Genomic DNA, 15,654 nt, shown 5'->3' with positions numbered 1-15,654 from the left:
ATCAATGTCCACACACTCGGCAGAATGTTGTCTGCAGAATTACCTTGCGGCGCGCGCCCTCGATGAACGCTATCTGCAGCCGGACATTGACTAGAAAGACCAGCTTGCTTCGTAAGATCGTTCCGATAGCGAGGCGGTCAAGCTTCGCTAAAAGGATCATTTTACAACTCGCATTCAACCTCACGGCTGAAAGCGAGCGCCGAAAATGATCCGGAGATAATGGAGGATTCGCGCAACAATCTGCTGCACGACCCAACTCGGATCGATCTCCTCTTTACGATGTCAGAAAACACGCATCTTGCTGTCTATCCAGACTAGCAGGATGCGAAGTGATGTTTCGCGGACGATGATGGTTACGGGATCAGAAGTAGCCCGCCTTCGCCTTTCGGCTATGGCGCGGCAGCCTTCGCTACCGGCTGGCTCGCCTAGCCGAAGCAGGCGTAGCCTGCGAAGGCTGGTGGAGCCAGACGGGATCGAACCGACGACCTCATGCTTGCAAAGCACGCGCTCTCCCAGCTGAGCTATGGCCCCGTAACCAGAAGACGAATGCTCGTTTGATTAGCCCGCCTTCGCCAAGGCTACGGCGCGGCAGCCTTCGTTTCGAAGGGCTTGCCTAGCCGAAGCAGCGAAGCGCGAAGGCTGGTGGGCCTGGGAAGACTTGAACTTCCGACCTCACGCTTATCAAGCGCGCGCTCTAACCAACTGAGCTACAAGCCCCTAACGCATATCCCGTCAGGGACCGTGGGATCCTGCTTGATGCAGGCCCAGCGCGTGTTCGTCCGCGAAGAAAGAGAAACGAAGACGGCGAAATCCCGCCAATGCAGCTCAACGATCTGGCGATCTGTTGGCCACTGATGTTTCTAAAACGATCCGATAGTGAGCGCGAGCTCGCTGAAGGATCATCCTTAGAAAGGAGGTGATCCAGCCGCAGGTTCCCCTACGGCTACCTTGTTACGACTTCACCCCAGTCGCTGACCCTACCGTGGCCGGCTGCCTCCCTTGCGGGTTAGCGCACCGTCTTCAGGTAAAACCAACTCCCATGGTGTGACGGGCGGTGTGTACAAGGCCCGGGAACGTATTCACCGTGGCGTGCTGATCCACGATTACTAGCGATTCCAACTTCATGGGCTCGAGTTGCAGAGCCCAATCCGAACTGAGACGGCTTTTTGAGATTTGCGAAGGGTCACCCCTTAGCATCCCATTGTCACCGCCATTGTAGCACGTGTGTAGCCCAGCCCGTAAGGGCCATGAGGACTTGACGTCATCCCCACCTTCCTCGCGGCTTATCACCGGCAGTCTCCTTAGAGTGCTCAACTAAATGGTAGCAACTAAGGACGGGGGTTGCGCTCGTTGCGGGACTTAACCCAACATCTCACGACACGAGCTGACGACAGCCATGCAGCACCTGTGCTCCAGGCTCCGAAGAGAGGGTCACATCTCTGCGACCGGTCCTGGACATGTCAAGGGCTGGTAAGGTTCTGCGCGTTGCGTCGAATTAAACCACATGCTCCACCGCTTGTGCGGGCCCCCGTCAATTCCTTTGAGTTTTAATCTTGCGACCGTACTCCCCAGGCGGAATGCTTAAAGCGTTAGCTGCGCCACTAGTGAGTAAACCCACTAACGGCTGGCATTCATCGTTTACGGCGTGGACTACCAGGGTATCTAATCCTGTTTGCTCCCCACGCTTTCGTGCCTCAGCGTCAGTACCGGGCCAGTGAGCCGCCTTCGCCACTGGTGTTCTTGCGAATATCTACGAATTTCACCTCTACACTCGCAGTTCCACTCACCTCTCCCGGACTCAAGATCTTCAGTATCAAAGGCAGTTCTGGAGTTGAGCTCCAGGATTTCACCCCTGACTTAAAGACCCGCCTACGCACCCTTTACGCCCAGTGATTCCGAGCAACGCTAGCCCCCTTCGTATTACCGCGGCTGCTGGCACGAAGTTAGCCGGGGCTTATTCTTGCGGTACCGTCATTATCTTCCCGCACAAAAGAGCTTTACAACCCTAGGGCCTTCATCACTCACGCGGCATGGCTGGATCAGGGTTGCCCCCATTGTCCAATATTCCCCACTGCTGCCTCCCGTAGGAGTTTGGGCCGTGTCTCAGTCCCAATGTGGCTGATCATCCTCTCAGACCAGCTACTGATCGTCGCCTTGGTGAGCCATTACCTCACCAACTAGCTAATCAGACGCGGGCCGATCTTTCGGCGATAAATCTTTCCCCGTAAGGGCTTATCCGGTATTAGCACAAGTTTCCCTGTGTTGTTCCGAACCAAAAGGTACGTTCCCACGCGTTACTCACCCGTCTGCCGCTGACGTATTGCTACGCCCGCTCGACTTGCATGTGTTAAGCCTGCCGCCAGCGTTCGCTCTGAGCCAGGATCAAACTCTCAAGTTGGACTTGAACTTTGAACCGGCTGATCACAACGTTTGACGAGGTCCCACCATTATCGACCGAAGTCGATGTGCTGCCCGCGATTCACATCGCTGGCAACGATGGTGTTTCCTTTAAAACGTGTACCGCCGAAGTCTTTCGTCCGGTCTCGATCAGAAAAGCCGAAGCTTCTCGGAAGCGAGACCCGCAAGGACTCCGCCGTCCACGTTTCTCTTTCTTCATCTTCACTTGTCAAACAGCCCGAGACCGTGGAGGCCTCAACCTTCCTGAGAGGAAGGGTTCCGACACCCTTACCGACGATGGATGAACTCCAACCGACTGGTGTCGGCTGTTGTGTCACTCAACAAGGTGAGGAGCATCAGTGGCGCGTTCGCTCGCCTTGGTCAGTGACCCGGCGGCGCCGCGCTCAGTGGTTGGGGTTATAGGCCCCACCTTCCGGCCTGTCAACGCCAATCGTCAACAAATCGTCGCACAGTGGAAGGTCGACAAAACATACACGATTCCAGGCGGTTAGAAGGCTGTCGGTCGCGCCGGACGAGCCCGCCCGGCAAAAAATCTGAAAAAAGTTTGCCCGCCGGCGGGCTCCGGAGAGCGCCTTGGAGCCCTCCCTGGCGGCCTCCCCCGGGGCCCCTCCTCCGCACCCCCGCCACCCCTGGGGCGTGTCGTCCCAAGGGCTGACGGCCCCCCGGCCAGACGCCCGCCTCCCCCGCTATAGGCGGCCCTGCCCCCCCCCGCCCGAGCTCAGCCCGTGATCTGACGGGGGCCTTTACGGCCCGGCATTTAGGAAACTTTTTCCATATTTGGCGCCGTACTTGAGCCACAATCCCGCGGCGTTCTGATAAGAGACAAGCTTGAATCGCGGGGACGCCTGTGGGGGCTGCCGGCGATTTTCATGGGGTCAGAGGAAGGCGATGTTGCAGATGACGCGACCTTCCTTCGGCATTCGAAAGACATCGAGAGAGCTTTACCCGTCCAGCTGTTCGTAATTTCGGCCGGCCCCATCAAGGGGCTTTCTGGGCGCGGACAGTTGTGCGGCTTGCCTGCTCCGGCGATCCCCGTTCAAGAGGGCAGCCTGGGACAGGTTCGAAACCGGGCATCTTGGGTCGTTGAGTTGGGGGACTTGGGTTGAACCACAGGACGTCACGCGGCACTTACGGGCGTGAGACCGGGATCATCGATCTCGGCCACGAGCCGCCGCTGTCCGTCGATGGTTCTGAAGCCGCGGTGATCGACCGCCGCCGCGTCTCGGTGCAATGGTTCAGCGGGACAATTTTGACCGGACTCTGCGGCGCAGCCCTGATCGGCGGCGCCGTTTTCGCTTCGCTCGACGGCGAGATGACCTTCGCCAAGGTGCCGGAGCGGGTCGAAGGCGCGCTGCGCGGCGCATTCGGCGCCGCCGATCGTGCCGCCACGCTGCACAAGAGCGATCGCCTGCCGCCGCCGAGCGAATCCACCGCTTCGCGCAACGTGATGCGCGTCTCGACGGTTGCCCGCGTCGGCAACCGTGACGTGATGCGGGTGCGTCCGTTCGTGCGGATCGCCGGCAATCTGTCGATGACGACGAGCGATCTGTCGGCAAAGATCCCGCCGTTCAACGCCCAGCGCCTGCTGACCGATGTCGGCTCCGACCCGAAGACGGCGTCCGACGATCCCAACAATCCCGAAGCCGTCGAGCCCGACGCGGAAGTGTCCTTCGTCACCAAGGACCTGTCGCCGGTGCTGCCGAAGGCCAAGATTTCCGCGGTGGTGGCACTCGACGACATCCTGATGCGGGTGCGCGATGCCGCCAATTGGCGCGGCAATGGCGGGGTGCGCTACGCCTCGCTCGCCAACACGGCTGCCGACATCTCCGGCGCGACCGGTCCTTCCGACATCAGAACCGCTTACGCCGCCGAGGCCTCGCCGTCCGACCCCTATGCCGGCTTCGAGACGCGCGTGGTGCCGGAAAATGTCACGTTGCTGCCCAAGACCAAGGAGCAGATCACCGGCGGCAATCCCAACGGCGAACGCGTCCACATGGTCAAGAAGGGCGACAGCGTCGCCGGCGTGCTGCGCGATCTCGGCGCCAATGCCGACGAGATCAAGGCGATCACCGCGACGCTCGGACCGCGCGGCCGCGACGGCGGCCTGAAGGAAGGCGAGAAGCTCCGCATCCTGATGGCGCCCGCAAGCCCCGGCGCCCGCCTGCAGCCCTATCGCGTTGTGGTTGCAAACGACACGATGGTGGAAGCAATCGCGGCGCTGTCCGATCTCGGCAAATACGTCGCCGTCGACGTCTCCAGCATGAACACCGTCGCCGATACTGCGGCCAACGCCAGCAGCGACGACGAGGATGACGATGACGGCTCCGGCGTGCGGCTCTACCAGAGCATCTACGAGACCGCGATGCGCAACAAGGTCCCGATGCCCGTCATCGAGGACATGATCAAAATCTACTCCTACGACGTCGATTTCCAGCGCAAGGTGCAGCCCGGAGATTCCTTCGACGTGTTTTACGCCGGCGAGGACGAGGGCGTGACCGCGACCGAGAAGAACGAGGTGCTGTTCGCCTCGCTCACCGTCGGCGGCGAGACCAAGAAATACTACCGCTACCAGAGCCCCGACGACGGCGTCGTCGACTATTACGACGAGACCGGCAAGAGCGCGAAGAAGTTCCTGGTCAGAAAGCCCGTCAACAACGCCATCATGCGCTCCGGCTTCGGCGGCCGCCGCCACCCGATCCTCGGATACGTGAAGATGCATACCGGCGTCGACTGGTCCACCTCGTACGGCACGCCGATCTTCGCCTCCGGCAACGGCATGATCGAGAAGGCCGGTCCCGAGGGCGGTTACGGCAAGTACATCCGCATCAAGCACGCCAACGGCTACGAGACTGCCTACGGCCACATGTCGGCCTTCGCCAAGGGCATGGAGCCCGGCAAGAAGGTGCGGCAGGGCCAGGTGATCGGCTTCGTCGGCTCCTCCGGCCTGTCGACCGGCCCGCACGTCCATTACGAGATCCTGGTCAACGGCCGCTTCGTCGATCCGATGCGCGTGAAGCTGCCGCGCGGCCGTTCGCTGGAGGGCCCGATGCTGGCAAGCTTCGAGAAGGAGCGCGACCGGCTCGACGGCATGATGAGCGGCCGCGGCGGCGCCATCGCCCGCATGTCGGACGCCACCGGCGGGCCGCTGCAGGTCACCAACCGCTAAGCCGGCAACGCGCCGAGAAGAGTTGCGTGCGCGCCTTGCTGGGGGAACCGGCGCGCCGGTTCCCCAGTTAGACGCGGACGGAAGCCAGCAGGAGGATCGCCCATGACGCGCCTCTCACGCGACGATGTCGTCAAAGCCGTGGACCGCGCCGACGACGTCACCATTGCCCAGATCATCGGAACCGGCGCGACCGCTGAGGAGCTTGCTGAGGCCCAGGCTTGGCTCGCCAACGACGAGCCGATGATCAACGACCTGCGCCCGCTGGCGCAGGGCCGGGTGCGCGAGCTGGTGGATATTTTGTCGGAGCTGGAGGAGGAGGAGGACCCGGCCGATCCTGGCGCCGCATCCGCAGTCAGTTAGCAGGCTGGACCCAAAACAATTCCCCCGGAGAGGACGAGGGATACGACGCAGTAAGTCGACGCCCGACTGCTACACACTACGCGACGGCCTACTACAGACCCCTGCGATCCTTGGCGTATATGCCAACGCCTTCGACGTTCGCCCAGCGAATAGTGTGGCGCCATTGCAATCAGCGTTGTCAGGCGTCGCTCCCTGTACCCGTTCGAGACTATGAAATTTCTCCGGCTCTAAGGCAGGCGATTCTCCATGATCGCGAACAGAAGCGCTTCCTGAAACCGGCCACCCTTGACGAAGCCATTTTCGAGGGCGAACGTCCGCTTCGTGACGGAGTTGCCGACGTTGCCGCCGATCACGTCAAATTCGTTGTCCCGGACTTCGACCACAATATCGCAATGGCCATCATAGTCGCCGCCTTTTTGATGGTCATAGTCAACGCCATCTTCTCGTGCCCAGCAGATGATATCGCCTGCGACCGGCTTGTGAGCGTTGAGGCGCTGACACCAATAGGCCGCCTCGGCGCGGCCGTCGAAATCACGAATACCCTGGCTGATGTAGACAGAATGCTGGGAGGATCCGCGGAACTTGTTCGCTGCACCAGCACCCTTCACGAGAAATGAGATGAAGGCCGCGGACCACGGTTTGTTGGTCCGCCCGTCGGAGCTGATGTCGCCTACGACGCGCCAGTATGTTCCAATGCGTTCAAAAAAACCTGGCTCCGCTTCCCTATGGCCCGCCTTGATGGTCGCACCGGCAAGATCGAACGTGTTATTGCCGAAAAAGTCCCACTCACTGGCGGCCATCTCGCAGAGCTTGCCGGCGAACCCCGGCTGAGCGCCCGCATCGAAGTCGGGCTCCACACGCAGGAAGAGCTTGTCCGCGCGCTCGTAGCCAAAATCCATCCTGCGAGCGATTTTTATCAGCGCCGATTTTACGTCGAGCGGAGCGCCGAAGAGCCAAGGCCGGATAGCGCTCAGAATCGCAAGCTCCGTTGCTCCGACCTCTTCGGACACGGCAGTCTGGAATGAGGCGTCAGGATTTGACAGTATCCTGACTGCGTGGGCCGCACCAACCAGCTGCGCAAGATAGAGTTCCGCCGACGTCGGAAGCCTGTTGGGCAACGACGGCTGCAGAACCTTGGTGTCGGCCACGGTCGCCTTTGCTGCGATAAAGGGCTGGGCCAGCGGTTTGAAACGGCTTCTAGCATTCATTCCCGTCGTCCCATCCGCAATCAGTTCATTCCAGTCAGCTGCCTTGATCAGGAAAGGACCAACTTCGTCGCCCTGGACCGCAGCAACATTCTTGATGCCGGTCTCGGTATCCGCAAAAGCCACCAGATGGTGCGCGCTGGTTCCGCTGAATCGCGCAGCGTTCAGGCACATCTGAGCAAAGCCGTCGATGTCGACCTCCGGTTCGGGAATCATAGGCTTGAATATGCCGCCACGGGCAAAGCCACGGCGTTTCGGCTCGGATTGAACCTCAATCTCCCACATCACCCCAACTTCACTGATCTTGAGGCAGGGCAGATCCTCCTCGACGATGTCGGGATCGTCGGCAGGAGCGGCCGTGGCTGTGGGCCGCAACTCAAACGGCCCGGAAGCGAGGAACAGGCCGGTTTCCAGTGGTTTTGTCTGCGCCATGACAGTCGATGACACGCCCCCGACGACAACGCTTGGACCGGCGCCCCCAGCGATGCTGGCGCCTCCGTCGAGGAGCCTTTTCAGCAGCGCCATTGCGCCTACCTGGCTGCTCTTTTTGTTGGGATCGAAAACGTGATCGGCGATGAACTTGCCCTTGGTATAGTGATTTGTGAACGACCACAGATACGGCGAATTGATGCCGGTATTCTGCGTTCGATACCCAAACCCATTGTACTTTTCCAACTCGAACGCAATCCGCTCGATCGGCCAGTCCTTCACCGCGTCGAGGTTGTGCCTCGGCATCGTCAGTGCATCCACGGCACTGTCGATCCACGTGAAGGGAGGCGATCCTGTCGGGGGACGGCCAGCCGGTACGTCAGTCGTGCGCCCGCTCAAGGGATTGCCGTTGTGCAAATGGCGATTCATTTTGCAATCGGCTTCCAGGCTATGGATGATCCCGACGATCGGCCATGGCACGCCGGTGCGCGCCGTCACCTTTTCATAGTCGGCCCGATTGCCCAGAACCCTTGCAACGGCCGTGTCGACGCCTTGAACCTCTTTCACCACCATCGACTGAAACAAACGTGAATATTCGTCTTTGAGGTCAGCAAATTCATTAGCCATGGAAACGTCCCCACGCTCGGTTACTGGACCAGGCCGTCTTTCGTGATCTGTTGCCACAGCTGCTGGTCAATTGCGCTTCCGGCCGCAATCGGCAATCCAAGTGCGGAATAGGCTTTCCGAAGCGCAGTTATCGACGAACGAATGGTTTCCCCCACCGCGACATTGCTCGAAGTGGTACCCAGCTCTGGTGGCAGCGCAATTTTTTCGGTGACGCGCTTGTTTACGCTTTCAATCGCCCGCTTGATGCGCGCACGAACGCTGCCTTCGCCAAACCGGCTAACGATGCCGGTTTCGAATGAATTTGCCAGCGCCTCAACCCTGCACGACTGGACGTCTTTTACGGCCTTTGTCAGGGTCGCCAATTGATCTCCATTCTCGATTACGCCGGGTTTCCTGCTCTGCAGGCCTGACGCCCCCATGAAATCGATCAGAGCCCGTCTCGTCGGAGAGCCTTCGGGACCAAAATCGCCGGTATCATCGACGCAGAGAACGCGCTGGATGTTCCTCGCTTGATCCATACCCATAGTTTTCTCGATATCGGAGAGCACCGTAGGCGTCGGCTTCTTCGGCCCGGGCGTCACGAAGATGGGACGATCCGCGCGCTGCGCCGGAACACCTACCAAGGGAGGCTTGACGCCGAGCGCGCCGGCACCGGCCTGCTGAAATACCATGATCGTCGCGTTGATGTCCGTCTCGATCGTGAACGGCGTGCAGATATTCAAATACGAGCGCATCGCATGAATGGCCGCGGGCCTGTTCTCGATCCTGACCGACTGGAGCTCGACCCTGTACTCGCTTCGTCGCCTCAACACCAACGTCTGCACGGTCGTCTTGTCGACTTCGAGCAGCAAGCGTGAATTGACGTTGATGAAGGTGTCGGCGGCGAGCCCGAAGGCAAGGCCTGCGAGCGTGATCGGGTTAGCGCTCACGCCAGACACGCGCATGATGGCCTGGCTCGCGACGGTGAGATCACCGAGCTCTTTCAGCACCGCGGTGTTGGTTCGACGCCTATCGTCAAGCCAGGCGAGATAAGAGTCGCACCGCCGGTCGACATCGTTGAGTCCTGCCTGCACGAGCAGGTTCCAGTCGTTGGGACTCAGTTGCACGTTTACGCATTGTCCCTCTCTGGTCGAAGTGAGCGACAAGGTCTGCCGGCAAAGCTCCGTCAGATAGATGTCCTGATAATGTGTCGTTGCAACGATGTCTTCGGAGTAAAGCTCCGTGCCGATCCCGTATCGGAAGTACCGCGTCTCGGTCGTATCGCAGCCGCTCAGCAGCAGCCCCAGACACGCGAACGCAACGATTCCCCAAACGCTACGCATCGACGCAATCTCGCAAAATAAATGAAACTCGTGGCGAGCCTCGATCAAATTGCTCAAGACGATTCACACGCCCGCAACCATCGAAGCATCGCTTGGATGGTTGCTGGCGGCTCGTTGCGTGATCGATCTTGCGCACGGCTTGTCTCTCACTGTTCGGGCGTTGGCGGCTCAACGGTCGAAGTCGCCTGCTCTTCATGTGCTTCCGCCGCCACGTTCAGATTGGCGGTGACGATTGCGAAAGCGCGTTGCACGTCGTCGACCACATCGCGCCGCCGCGTATTGATGTTGCGGACGAGAACCCTCCAACCGCCTTCGCCGCTGCCACCGGCGGTTTCCCGCCAGAAGCGCAGAATGAAAACCTGATCCGAGAGCGGCTGTTGTGAGCTCATGGCCGAGCGTCGCATGGTGTGAACTCGGGAGAATTGCGCGATGGTTCCGGGATGGTCGCCGTCTGGTCACAGTGGCTTGCGGCGAGAATTCCGCAGCGATCGCGCCGCGATCACGGTAGAATCACGATGCGACCGGGCGAGGCAAAGCCCTGCCCGGCCATGGCCAAGCCAAGCCCTGATCAAGCTTGCGATATCAGTCGGATTCGGGGACTGCGGCGCCTGGAGCTTTTACCGTTCCGATTGAATCGGACCGGGGCTCTCGATTCTTGTTTCACGCGTTTTCTTGGCGCGAACCAGTATCCACTTCGCTCGAAAACGCTCTAAAGCGCGATGCGATTAGGATGAATCGTCATCGCGCTTTAGGTTGTTGTTTGAGCATGATCTTTTCGGAAAACTGCTCACACTTTTCCGGATCATGCTCTAGTTTACTGCCCGCCGCCTCTCGTCGCGGCTCATCAGCTGCATGCGTAAATGCTGAGCGTCATCGGCGTTGTGCAGATTCCTGATCTCGTCAATGATTGCACGCGTCGCTGGAAGCGGAGAAATTCCCAGCTCCTGCTGGATCATGGCGATCCAATGATCGTAGTACCTGATGGCGTCGATACGTCTCTCATCGAGTGCAAGCAAAGTCAGGAGATGACGAACCAGTTCCTCGCGATAGGGATCGAAGCGCAGCGCGTGACGGGCGAGCAGGATCGCATCATGATAGTGGCCACAAAGCCCAAGGCGACGAACGATGGTCATTGCCGACCGCACAAAAAGGGAATGCAGTCGCTCGCGCTCCTCCAGTATCCAGTCGGCCTCTTCGCCATCCAGGAATGGCCCCTCGTAGCGGTACAGGACGGCGAGAACCTCCTTCATCGTGGAAGGATCCACGTGCGCCTCAACACCGGTGGGAGCGGCCTGTGCCGCTTCAAGCAGGGCCCAGGTGTCGACGTCCAGCCAAGACGCCCTCTCGAGAATAGTCTCCGAGCCGATGGTCCTGAGGCCATAGCCCTCTCGGTACTCCGGAGCTGACGCGAGCAGCTTTCGCAAGCGCCAGATCGCAGAGTTCACGGCTCGGCGTCCCCTGTCCGTATCGAGCTCCGGCCAAAACAGGTCGATAAGTCGCTCGCGACGATGCGGGCGGTCCGGAAAGGTGAAAAGGAAACCGGCCAATCTCCGTCCTGCTGGACCGAGATCCGACCAAACCTGCTCGTTACCGCGCGCAACCCGGCTGGCCCCCAGCAAACTAACGGTCAACACCGCCGCCCCTCCACGCAAAACACAACAAAAATTGCCTGTGGCGTTCAGTCATCGCAGCTCGAAATTGCGAGCTCAGTCTAAAATTGTCGGTTGCTCAAAGACTCGCATCAAATCCCCGAGCTCGCGGCCGCGGGGGAAATGCCGCCGACCGAGATGCAATTATGGCAACAGAGCCTGTGGTTGTTCAACATCAATTTACACCCAGAGCGGATAATCGCAATGCGTGTGGCTTTTCAACGACACAACACTACGCCGATACCCGGCCTCCCCTGCAAAAGCGAAAGCCCTATCCGCGCCAGCGGAGAGGGCTTTGATGCGCAGCCGACGCCCCTCACCCTCCGGCTGGTTCACCAGACACTCCGAACCGAGATTCATGATCAGCGTGTTGCTGAAATTGACGGTGCGGCCCTGGCCATCGGCAGCAGCCGTCGTCGAGCACCTGCAAACAGCACGTTGCAGACATTAATCCGCGCGCAGCCGTGCGAACAATTCCGACGGCATCATGCCGAACATGTCGCGAAAGGCCGTGCTGAAATGCGCGGAGCTGGAAAAGCCCGCGTCATGCGCGGCCTCGGTCAGCGATTGGCCTTGTGCGACCGCCCGTGCGGCAGCGCCGATCCGGGACCAGATCCGGTAGCGGCGGAGCGGCACACCCGTGGCGTCCTTGAACAGATGCAGGAAGCGCGAGGACGAAAGCCCGGCCTTGCGGCTAAGTTCAGCAAGCGTGTGCGAACCGCCGGGCTCCTCGCGCATCCGCTTGATGGCGGCGGCAATTCTTGCATCCGGCTGCGGATGTGATCCAATCCCAAGCATATCGCGGGCTGCTCGCTGCGCGTGCTCTGATGCGAGGCGTCGCTCCGCGATGTCGCAGAACAGCGCGACGACCGACCTCTCGTCGATCAGGTCGAACGCGGCGTTCGATCCCACCTCCTTCATTCGTGAGCGAAGCGCCTCGATATCGCGCCCGAGGGGATCGACATACAGAAAGGCCGTCCGTCCGGCATTGATGCGGAGATGATGCAGACTGTTGGGCATGATCAGCACGCTGCGGGTCTGGCGATAAGACGGTGAGCGCGCCCTCGGATCGTTAGCTACGCCTATCGCCCCGTCGAGCGCGACGGCCAGCACGCCGGTGGCATTGCGGTGGGGCGTCAGCCCGAAGGCTGGACCGAGATAGAGCACCCGCGCGTCCCAATCGAGCATCCGCGCCCTCTTCGATCCGTCGCTGGGCGGCGTGCTGATAGCCAGTTCCTGAAAGCCGGGAGGCGAGGTCATGGCTCATCATAGCGCACCGGCACAGCGCTGCCGATGACCCGGGAGATCATATCGATGGACAGAGTTCTGGTAGATGACGCTGCACAAATCGCCGCAATCCGCGCCGCCGTCACGCGCTACGCGACCGCCTGGCAGGCCGGTGACCGCGCCGCCATCGCCGCCTGCTACCACGATGAATTCATGCTGCACTATGCAGGCCATAACCCGCTCGCCGGCACTCACCACGGCAAGGCGGCCGCGCTTGCCACTCTGGCCGAGGTCGCACGCCGCTCCAACCGAAAACTTCTCGGCATCGATGACGTGATGGCCGGGCCGCGGCGGGGCGCCATTCTCGCACGGGAATCATTCAGCCGGGACGGTCGCACGGCTGAATTGGAACGATTGCTGGTCTATGCCGTGCGTGAAGGCCTGCTGAGCGAATGCTGGGTCTACGACCGCGATCAGGCAGTGGTGGACGCGTTCTTAGCGGATTGAAAACGCCCTCCGCGAGTTTGGCGCGGAGGGCGTGTATTTCATCAGTTCAGCTTCCGTTTAGGCACCGGTGCCTCGAACTGGGTGATCTCCGCGGTCTGCGGCGCCTTGCCGTTGAAGGTCAGCACATTGCCTTCGGACGAGATCGCGACATTGTCGCCGTCCCTGACATCGCCGGCCAGGATCATCTCGGCGAGCGGATCCTGGAGGTAGCGCTGGATCACCCGCTTCAAAGGCCTTGCGCCGTAGGCGGGATCCCAGCCCTTGGCGGCGAGCCAGTCGCGGCCGGCGGCATCGAGGCTCAGCACGATCTTGCGATCGGTCAGGAGCTTCTGCAGGCGTGCGAACTGGATCTCGACGATGCGGCCCATCTCGCTGCGCTGCAGCCGGTGGAACAGGATGATCTCGTCGACGCGGTTGAGGAATTCGGGCCGGAAGTGCGCCCGCACCATTCCCATCACCTGCTCACGCACTGCCGCGGTGTCCTCCCCCTCGGGCTGGTTCACCAGATATTCCGAACCGAGGTTCGAGGTCATGATGATCAGCGTGTTGCGGAAGTCGACGGTGCGGCCCTGGCCGTCGGTCAGGCGGCCGTCGTCGAGCACCTGCAATAGCACGTTGAAGACGTCAGGATGCGCCTTCTCGATCTCGTCGAACAGCACGACCTGGTAGGGCCGGCGCCGCACCGCTTCGGTGAGCGCGCCGCCCTCGTCATAGCCGACATAGCCGGGAGGCGCGCCGATCAGCCGCGAGACCGAGTGCTTCTCCATGTATTCGGACATGTCGAGGCGGACCATCGCGGTCTCGTCGTTGAACAGGTACTCCGCGAGAGCCTTGGTCAGCTCGGTCTTGCCGACGCCGGTGGGCCCTAAGAACATGAACGAGCCGGTGGGGCGGTTCGGGTCCTGCAGGCCCGCGCGCGAGCGGCGCACGGCGGTCGCGACAGCACGCACGGCTTCGGCCTGGCCGACGACGCGCTTGCCGAGCTGCTCCTCCATCTTCAGGAGCTTCTCCTTCTCGCCTTCCAGCATCTTGTCGACGGGCACGCCGGTCCAGCGCGAGACCACCTGCGCGACGTGGTTGGCGGTAACGGCCTCCTCCATCATCTCGCCGGCATTCTCCTTGGCCTCGATGTCAGCGAGCTGCTTCTCGAGCTGCGGGATCCGACCATAGGCCAGCTCGCCGGCCTTCTGGAATTCGCCGCGCCGCTGCGCGTTGGCGAGCTCGACACGCAAGCCGTCGAGCTCGGCCTTCAGCTTCTGGGCGTCGGAGAGCTTGTTCTTCTCCGCGCTCCAGCGCGCCGTCAGCGCCGCCGACTTCTCCTCGAGCTCGGCGAGGTCCTTCTCCAGGGTCTGGAGCCGGGACTTGGAGCCGACATCGCTCTCCTTCTTCAGCGCCTCCTGCTCGATCTTGAGGCGGATGATCTCGCGGTCGAGCGAATCCAGCTCTTCCGGCTTGGAGTCGACCTGCATCTTCAGCCGCGCCGCGGCCTCGTCCATGAGGTCGATCGCCTTGTCAGGCAGGAAGCGGTCGGTGATGTAGCGGTTGGACAGCGTCGTCGCCGCAACAAGCGCGGAATCGGTGATCCGCACGCCGTGATGCTGCTCATACTTGTCCTTCAGCCCGCGCAGGATCGAGATGGTGTCCTCGACCGAGGGCTCGCTGACGAAGATCGGCTGGAACCGCCGGGCCAGCGCGGCGTCCTTCTCGACGTGCTTCTGATATTCGTCAAGCGTGGTCGCGCCGATGCAGTGCAGCTCGCCGCGCGCGAGCGCCGGCTTGAGCAGGTTGGAGGCGTCCATCGCGCCATCGCCCTTGCCGGCGCCGATCAGCGTGTGCATCTCGTCGATGAACAGGATGAAGGTGCCCTCGCTGCCGGTCACTTCCTGCAGCACGGCCTTCAGCCGCTCCTCGAACTCGCCGCGGTATTTTGCGCCGGCGATCAGTGCGCCCAAGTCGAGCGACAGCAGCTTCTTGTCCTTCAGGCTCTCGGGCACGTCGCCGTTGACGATGCGCAGCGCGAGGCCTTCGGCGATGGCGGTCTTGCCGACGCCGGGCTCGCCGATCAGGACGGGATTGTTCTTGGTCCTGCGCGAGAGCACCTGGATAGTGCGGCGGATCTCCTCGTCCCGGCCGATGACCGGGTCGAGCTTGCCGTCGCGCGCCGCCTGGGTCAGGTCGCGGGCATATTTCTTCAGCGCATCATAGGCATTCTCGGCGGTCGCAGAGTCGGCCGTGCGGCCCTTGCGCAGCGCCTCGATCGCCGCGTTGAGGTTTTGCGGCGTGACGCCGCCCTTATTGAGGATGGTGCCGGCCTCGCTGGTCTTCTCCAGCGTCAGGCCGAGCAGCAGCCGCTCGACGGTGACGAAGCTGTCGCCGGCCTTCTCGCCGGCCTTCTCGGCAGCGTCGAAAGTGCGGGCCAGCTCGGGCGCGAGATAGATCTGCCCGGCGCCGCCGCCGGAGACCTTCGGCACCTTGTTGAGGGCGTCCTCGGTCGCCTTCAGGATTGCGCGGGAATTGCCGCCAGCGCGGTCGATCAGACCGGCGGCGAGCCCTTCATTGTCGTCCAAGAGGACCTTCAGCACATGCAGGGTTGAGAACTGCTGGTGCCCCTCGCGCATCGCGAGCGACTGCGCGGACTGGATGAAGCCCCTGGAGCGTTCGGTATACTTCTCGATATTCATCTTTTCTGTCCCTCGGCCTGCCCTCGGGGCCCTCTAAGGCACCCCAAACGGCATCTTCATTGG

9 protein-coding genes, 2 tRNA genes and 1 rRNA gene are annotated in these 15,654 nt (G+C 61.4%); 3 read left to right on the top strand and 9 right to left on the bottom strand.

The window, feature by feature from the left end:
- Positions 1 to 455: 455 nt before the first annotated feature.
- The 3 genes from ABIA45_RS31240 to ABIA45_RS31230 all read right to left on the bottom strand — a co-directional run bounded on the left by ABIA45_RS31240 (position 456) and on the right by ABIA45_RS31230 (position 2,398).
- Positions 456 to 531, bottom strand: a tRNA-Ala gene (locus tag ABIA45_RS31240).
- A gap of 109 nt (positions 532 to 640) precedes the next feature.
- Positions 641 to 717: transfer RNA gene (locus ABIA45_RS31235), tRNA-Ile, on the bottom strand.
- A 192-nt stretch (positions 718 to 909) separates the two neighbouring features.
- A 16S ribosomal RNA gene (locus ABIA45_RS31230) occupies positions 910 to 2,398 on the bottom strand.
- 1,122 nt (positions 2,399 to 3,520) lie between these two features.
- On the opposite strand from ABIA45_RS31230, the gene ABIA45_RS31225 reads away from it, so the two are divergent.
- Entirely contained in the window at positions 3,521 to 5,584 is a 2,064-nt protein-coding gene (locus ABIA45_RS31225) for a M23 family metallopeptidase (RefSeq protein ID WP_404654712.1), read from the top strand.
- A gap of 102 nt (positions 5,585 to 5,686) precedes the next feature.
- The gene (locus ABIA45_RS31220; RefSeq protein WP_271546069.1) at positions 5,687 to 5,944 is read left to right on the top strand and encodes a hypothetical protein; all 258 of its coding nucleotides are present in this window, start codon (positions 5,687 to 5,689) and stop codon (positions 5,942 to 5,944) included.
- A gap of 227 nt (positions 5,945 to 6,171) precedes the next feature.
- Here the strand turns inward: ABIA45_RS31220 and ABIA45_RS31215 are convergent, their stop codons facing one another.
- The 5 genes from ABIA45_RS31215 to ABIA45_RS31195 all read right to left on the bottom strand — a co-directional run bounded on the left by ABIA45_RS31215 (position 6,172) and on the right by ABIA45_RS31195 (position 12,436).
- The gene (locus tag ABIA45_RS31215) at positions 6,172 to 8,205 is read right to left on the bottom strand and encodes a DUF2272 domain-containing protein (protein ID WP_404654711.1); all 2,034 of its coding nucleotides are present in this window, start codon (positions 8,203 to 8,205) and stop codon (positions 6,172 to 6,174) included.
- Positions 8,206 to 8,225: 20 nt separating this feature from the next.
- On the bottom strand, positions 8,226 to 9,584 hold the full coding sequence (locus ABIA45_RS31210) for a hypothetical protein (RefSeq protein WP_404654710.1): 1,359 nt from the start codon (positions 9,582 to 9,584) through the stop codon (positions 8,226 to 8,228).
- Between the two features lie 89 nt (positions 9,585 to 9,673).
- Positions 9,674 to 9,916 (bottom strand): hypothetical protein, encoded by a 243-nt coding sequence (locus ABIA45_RS31205; protein WP_404545557.1) that lies wholly within the window; start codon positions 9,914 to 9,916, stop codon positions 9,674 to 9,676.
- Positions 9,917 to 10,336: 420 nt separating this feature from the next.
- Complete coding sequence (locus ABIA45_RS31200; protein WP_404654709.1) at positions 10,337 to 11,161, bottom strand: BTAD domain-containing putative transcriptional regulator; 825 nt, start codon at positions 11,159 to 11,161, stop codon at positions 10,337 to 10,339.
- 462 nt (positions 11,162 to 11,623) lie between these two features.
- Positions 11,624 to 12,436, bottom strand: a complete 813-nt coding sequence (locus ABIA45_RS31195; RefSeq protein WP_404654708.1) for a helix-turn-helix domain-containing protein — start codon at positions 12,434 to 12,436, stop codon at positions 11,624 to 11,626.
- 54 nt (positions 12,437 to 12,490) lie between these two features.
- Between ABIA45_RS31195 and ABIA45_RS31190 the strand changes: the two genes are divergently transcribed.
- Positions 12,491 to 12,910 (top strand): nuclear transport factor 2 family protein, encoded by a 420-nt coding sequence (locus ABIA45_RS31190; protein WP_271546081.1) that lies wholly within the window; start codon positions 12,491 to 12,493, stop codon positions 12,908 to 12,910.
- A 41-nt stretch (positions 12,911 to 12,951) separates the two neighbouring features.
- On the opposite strand, the gene clpB is transcribed toward ABIA45_RS31190, so the two are convergent.
- The gene (gene clpB / locus ABIA45_RS31185; protein ID WP_157286840.1) at positions 12,952 to 15,591 is read right to left on the bottom strand and encodes an ATP-dependent chaperone ClpB; all 2,640 of its coding nucleotides are present in this window, start codon (positions 15,589 to 15,591) and stop codon (positions 12,952 to 12,954) included.
- Positions 15,592 to 15,654 lie beyond the last annotated feature (63 nt).

Origin of the sequence: Bradyrhizobium sp. USDA 336, from assembly GCF_044908355.1 — a bacterium.
Lineage (GTDB): Bacteria > Pseudomonadota > Alphaproteobacteria > Rhizobiales > Xanthobacteraceae > Bradyrhizobium > Bradyrhizobium yuanmingense.
Note: the sequence above shows the minus strand (reverse complement) of the source record. Positions and strands in the feature narration are given on the sequence as shown.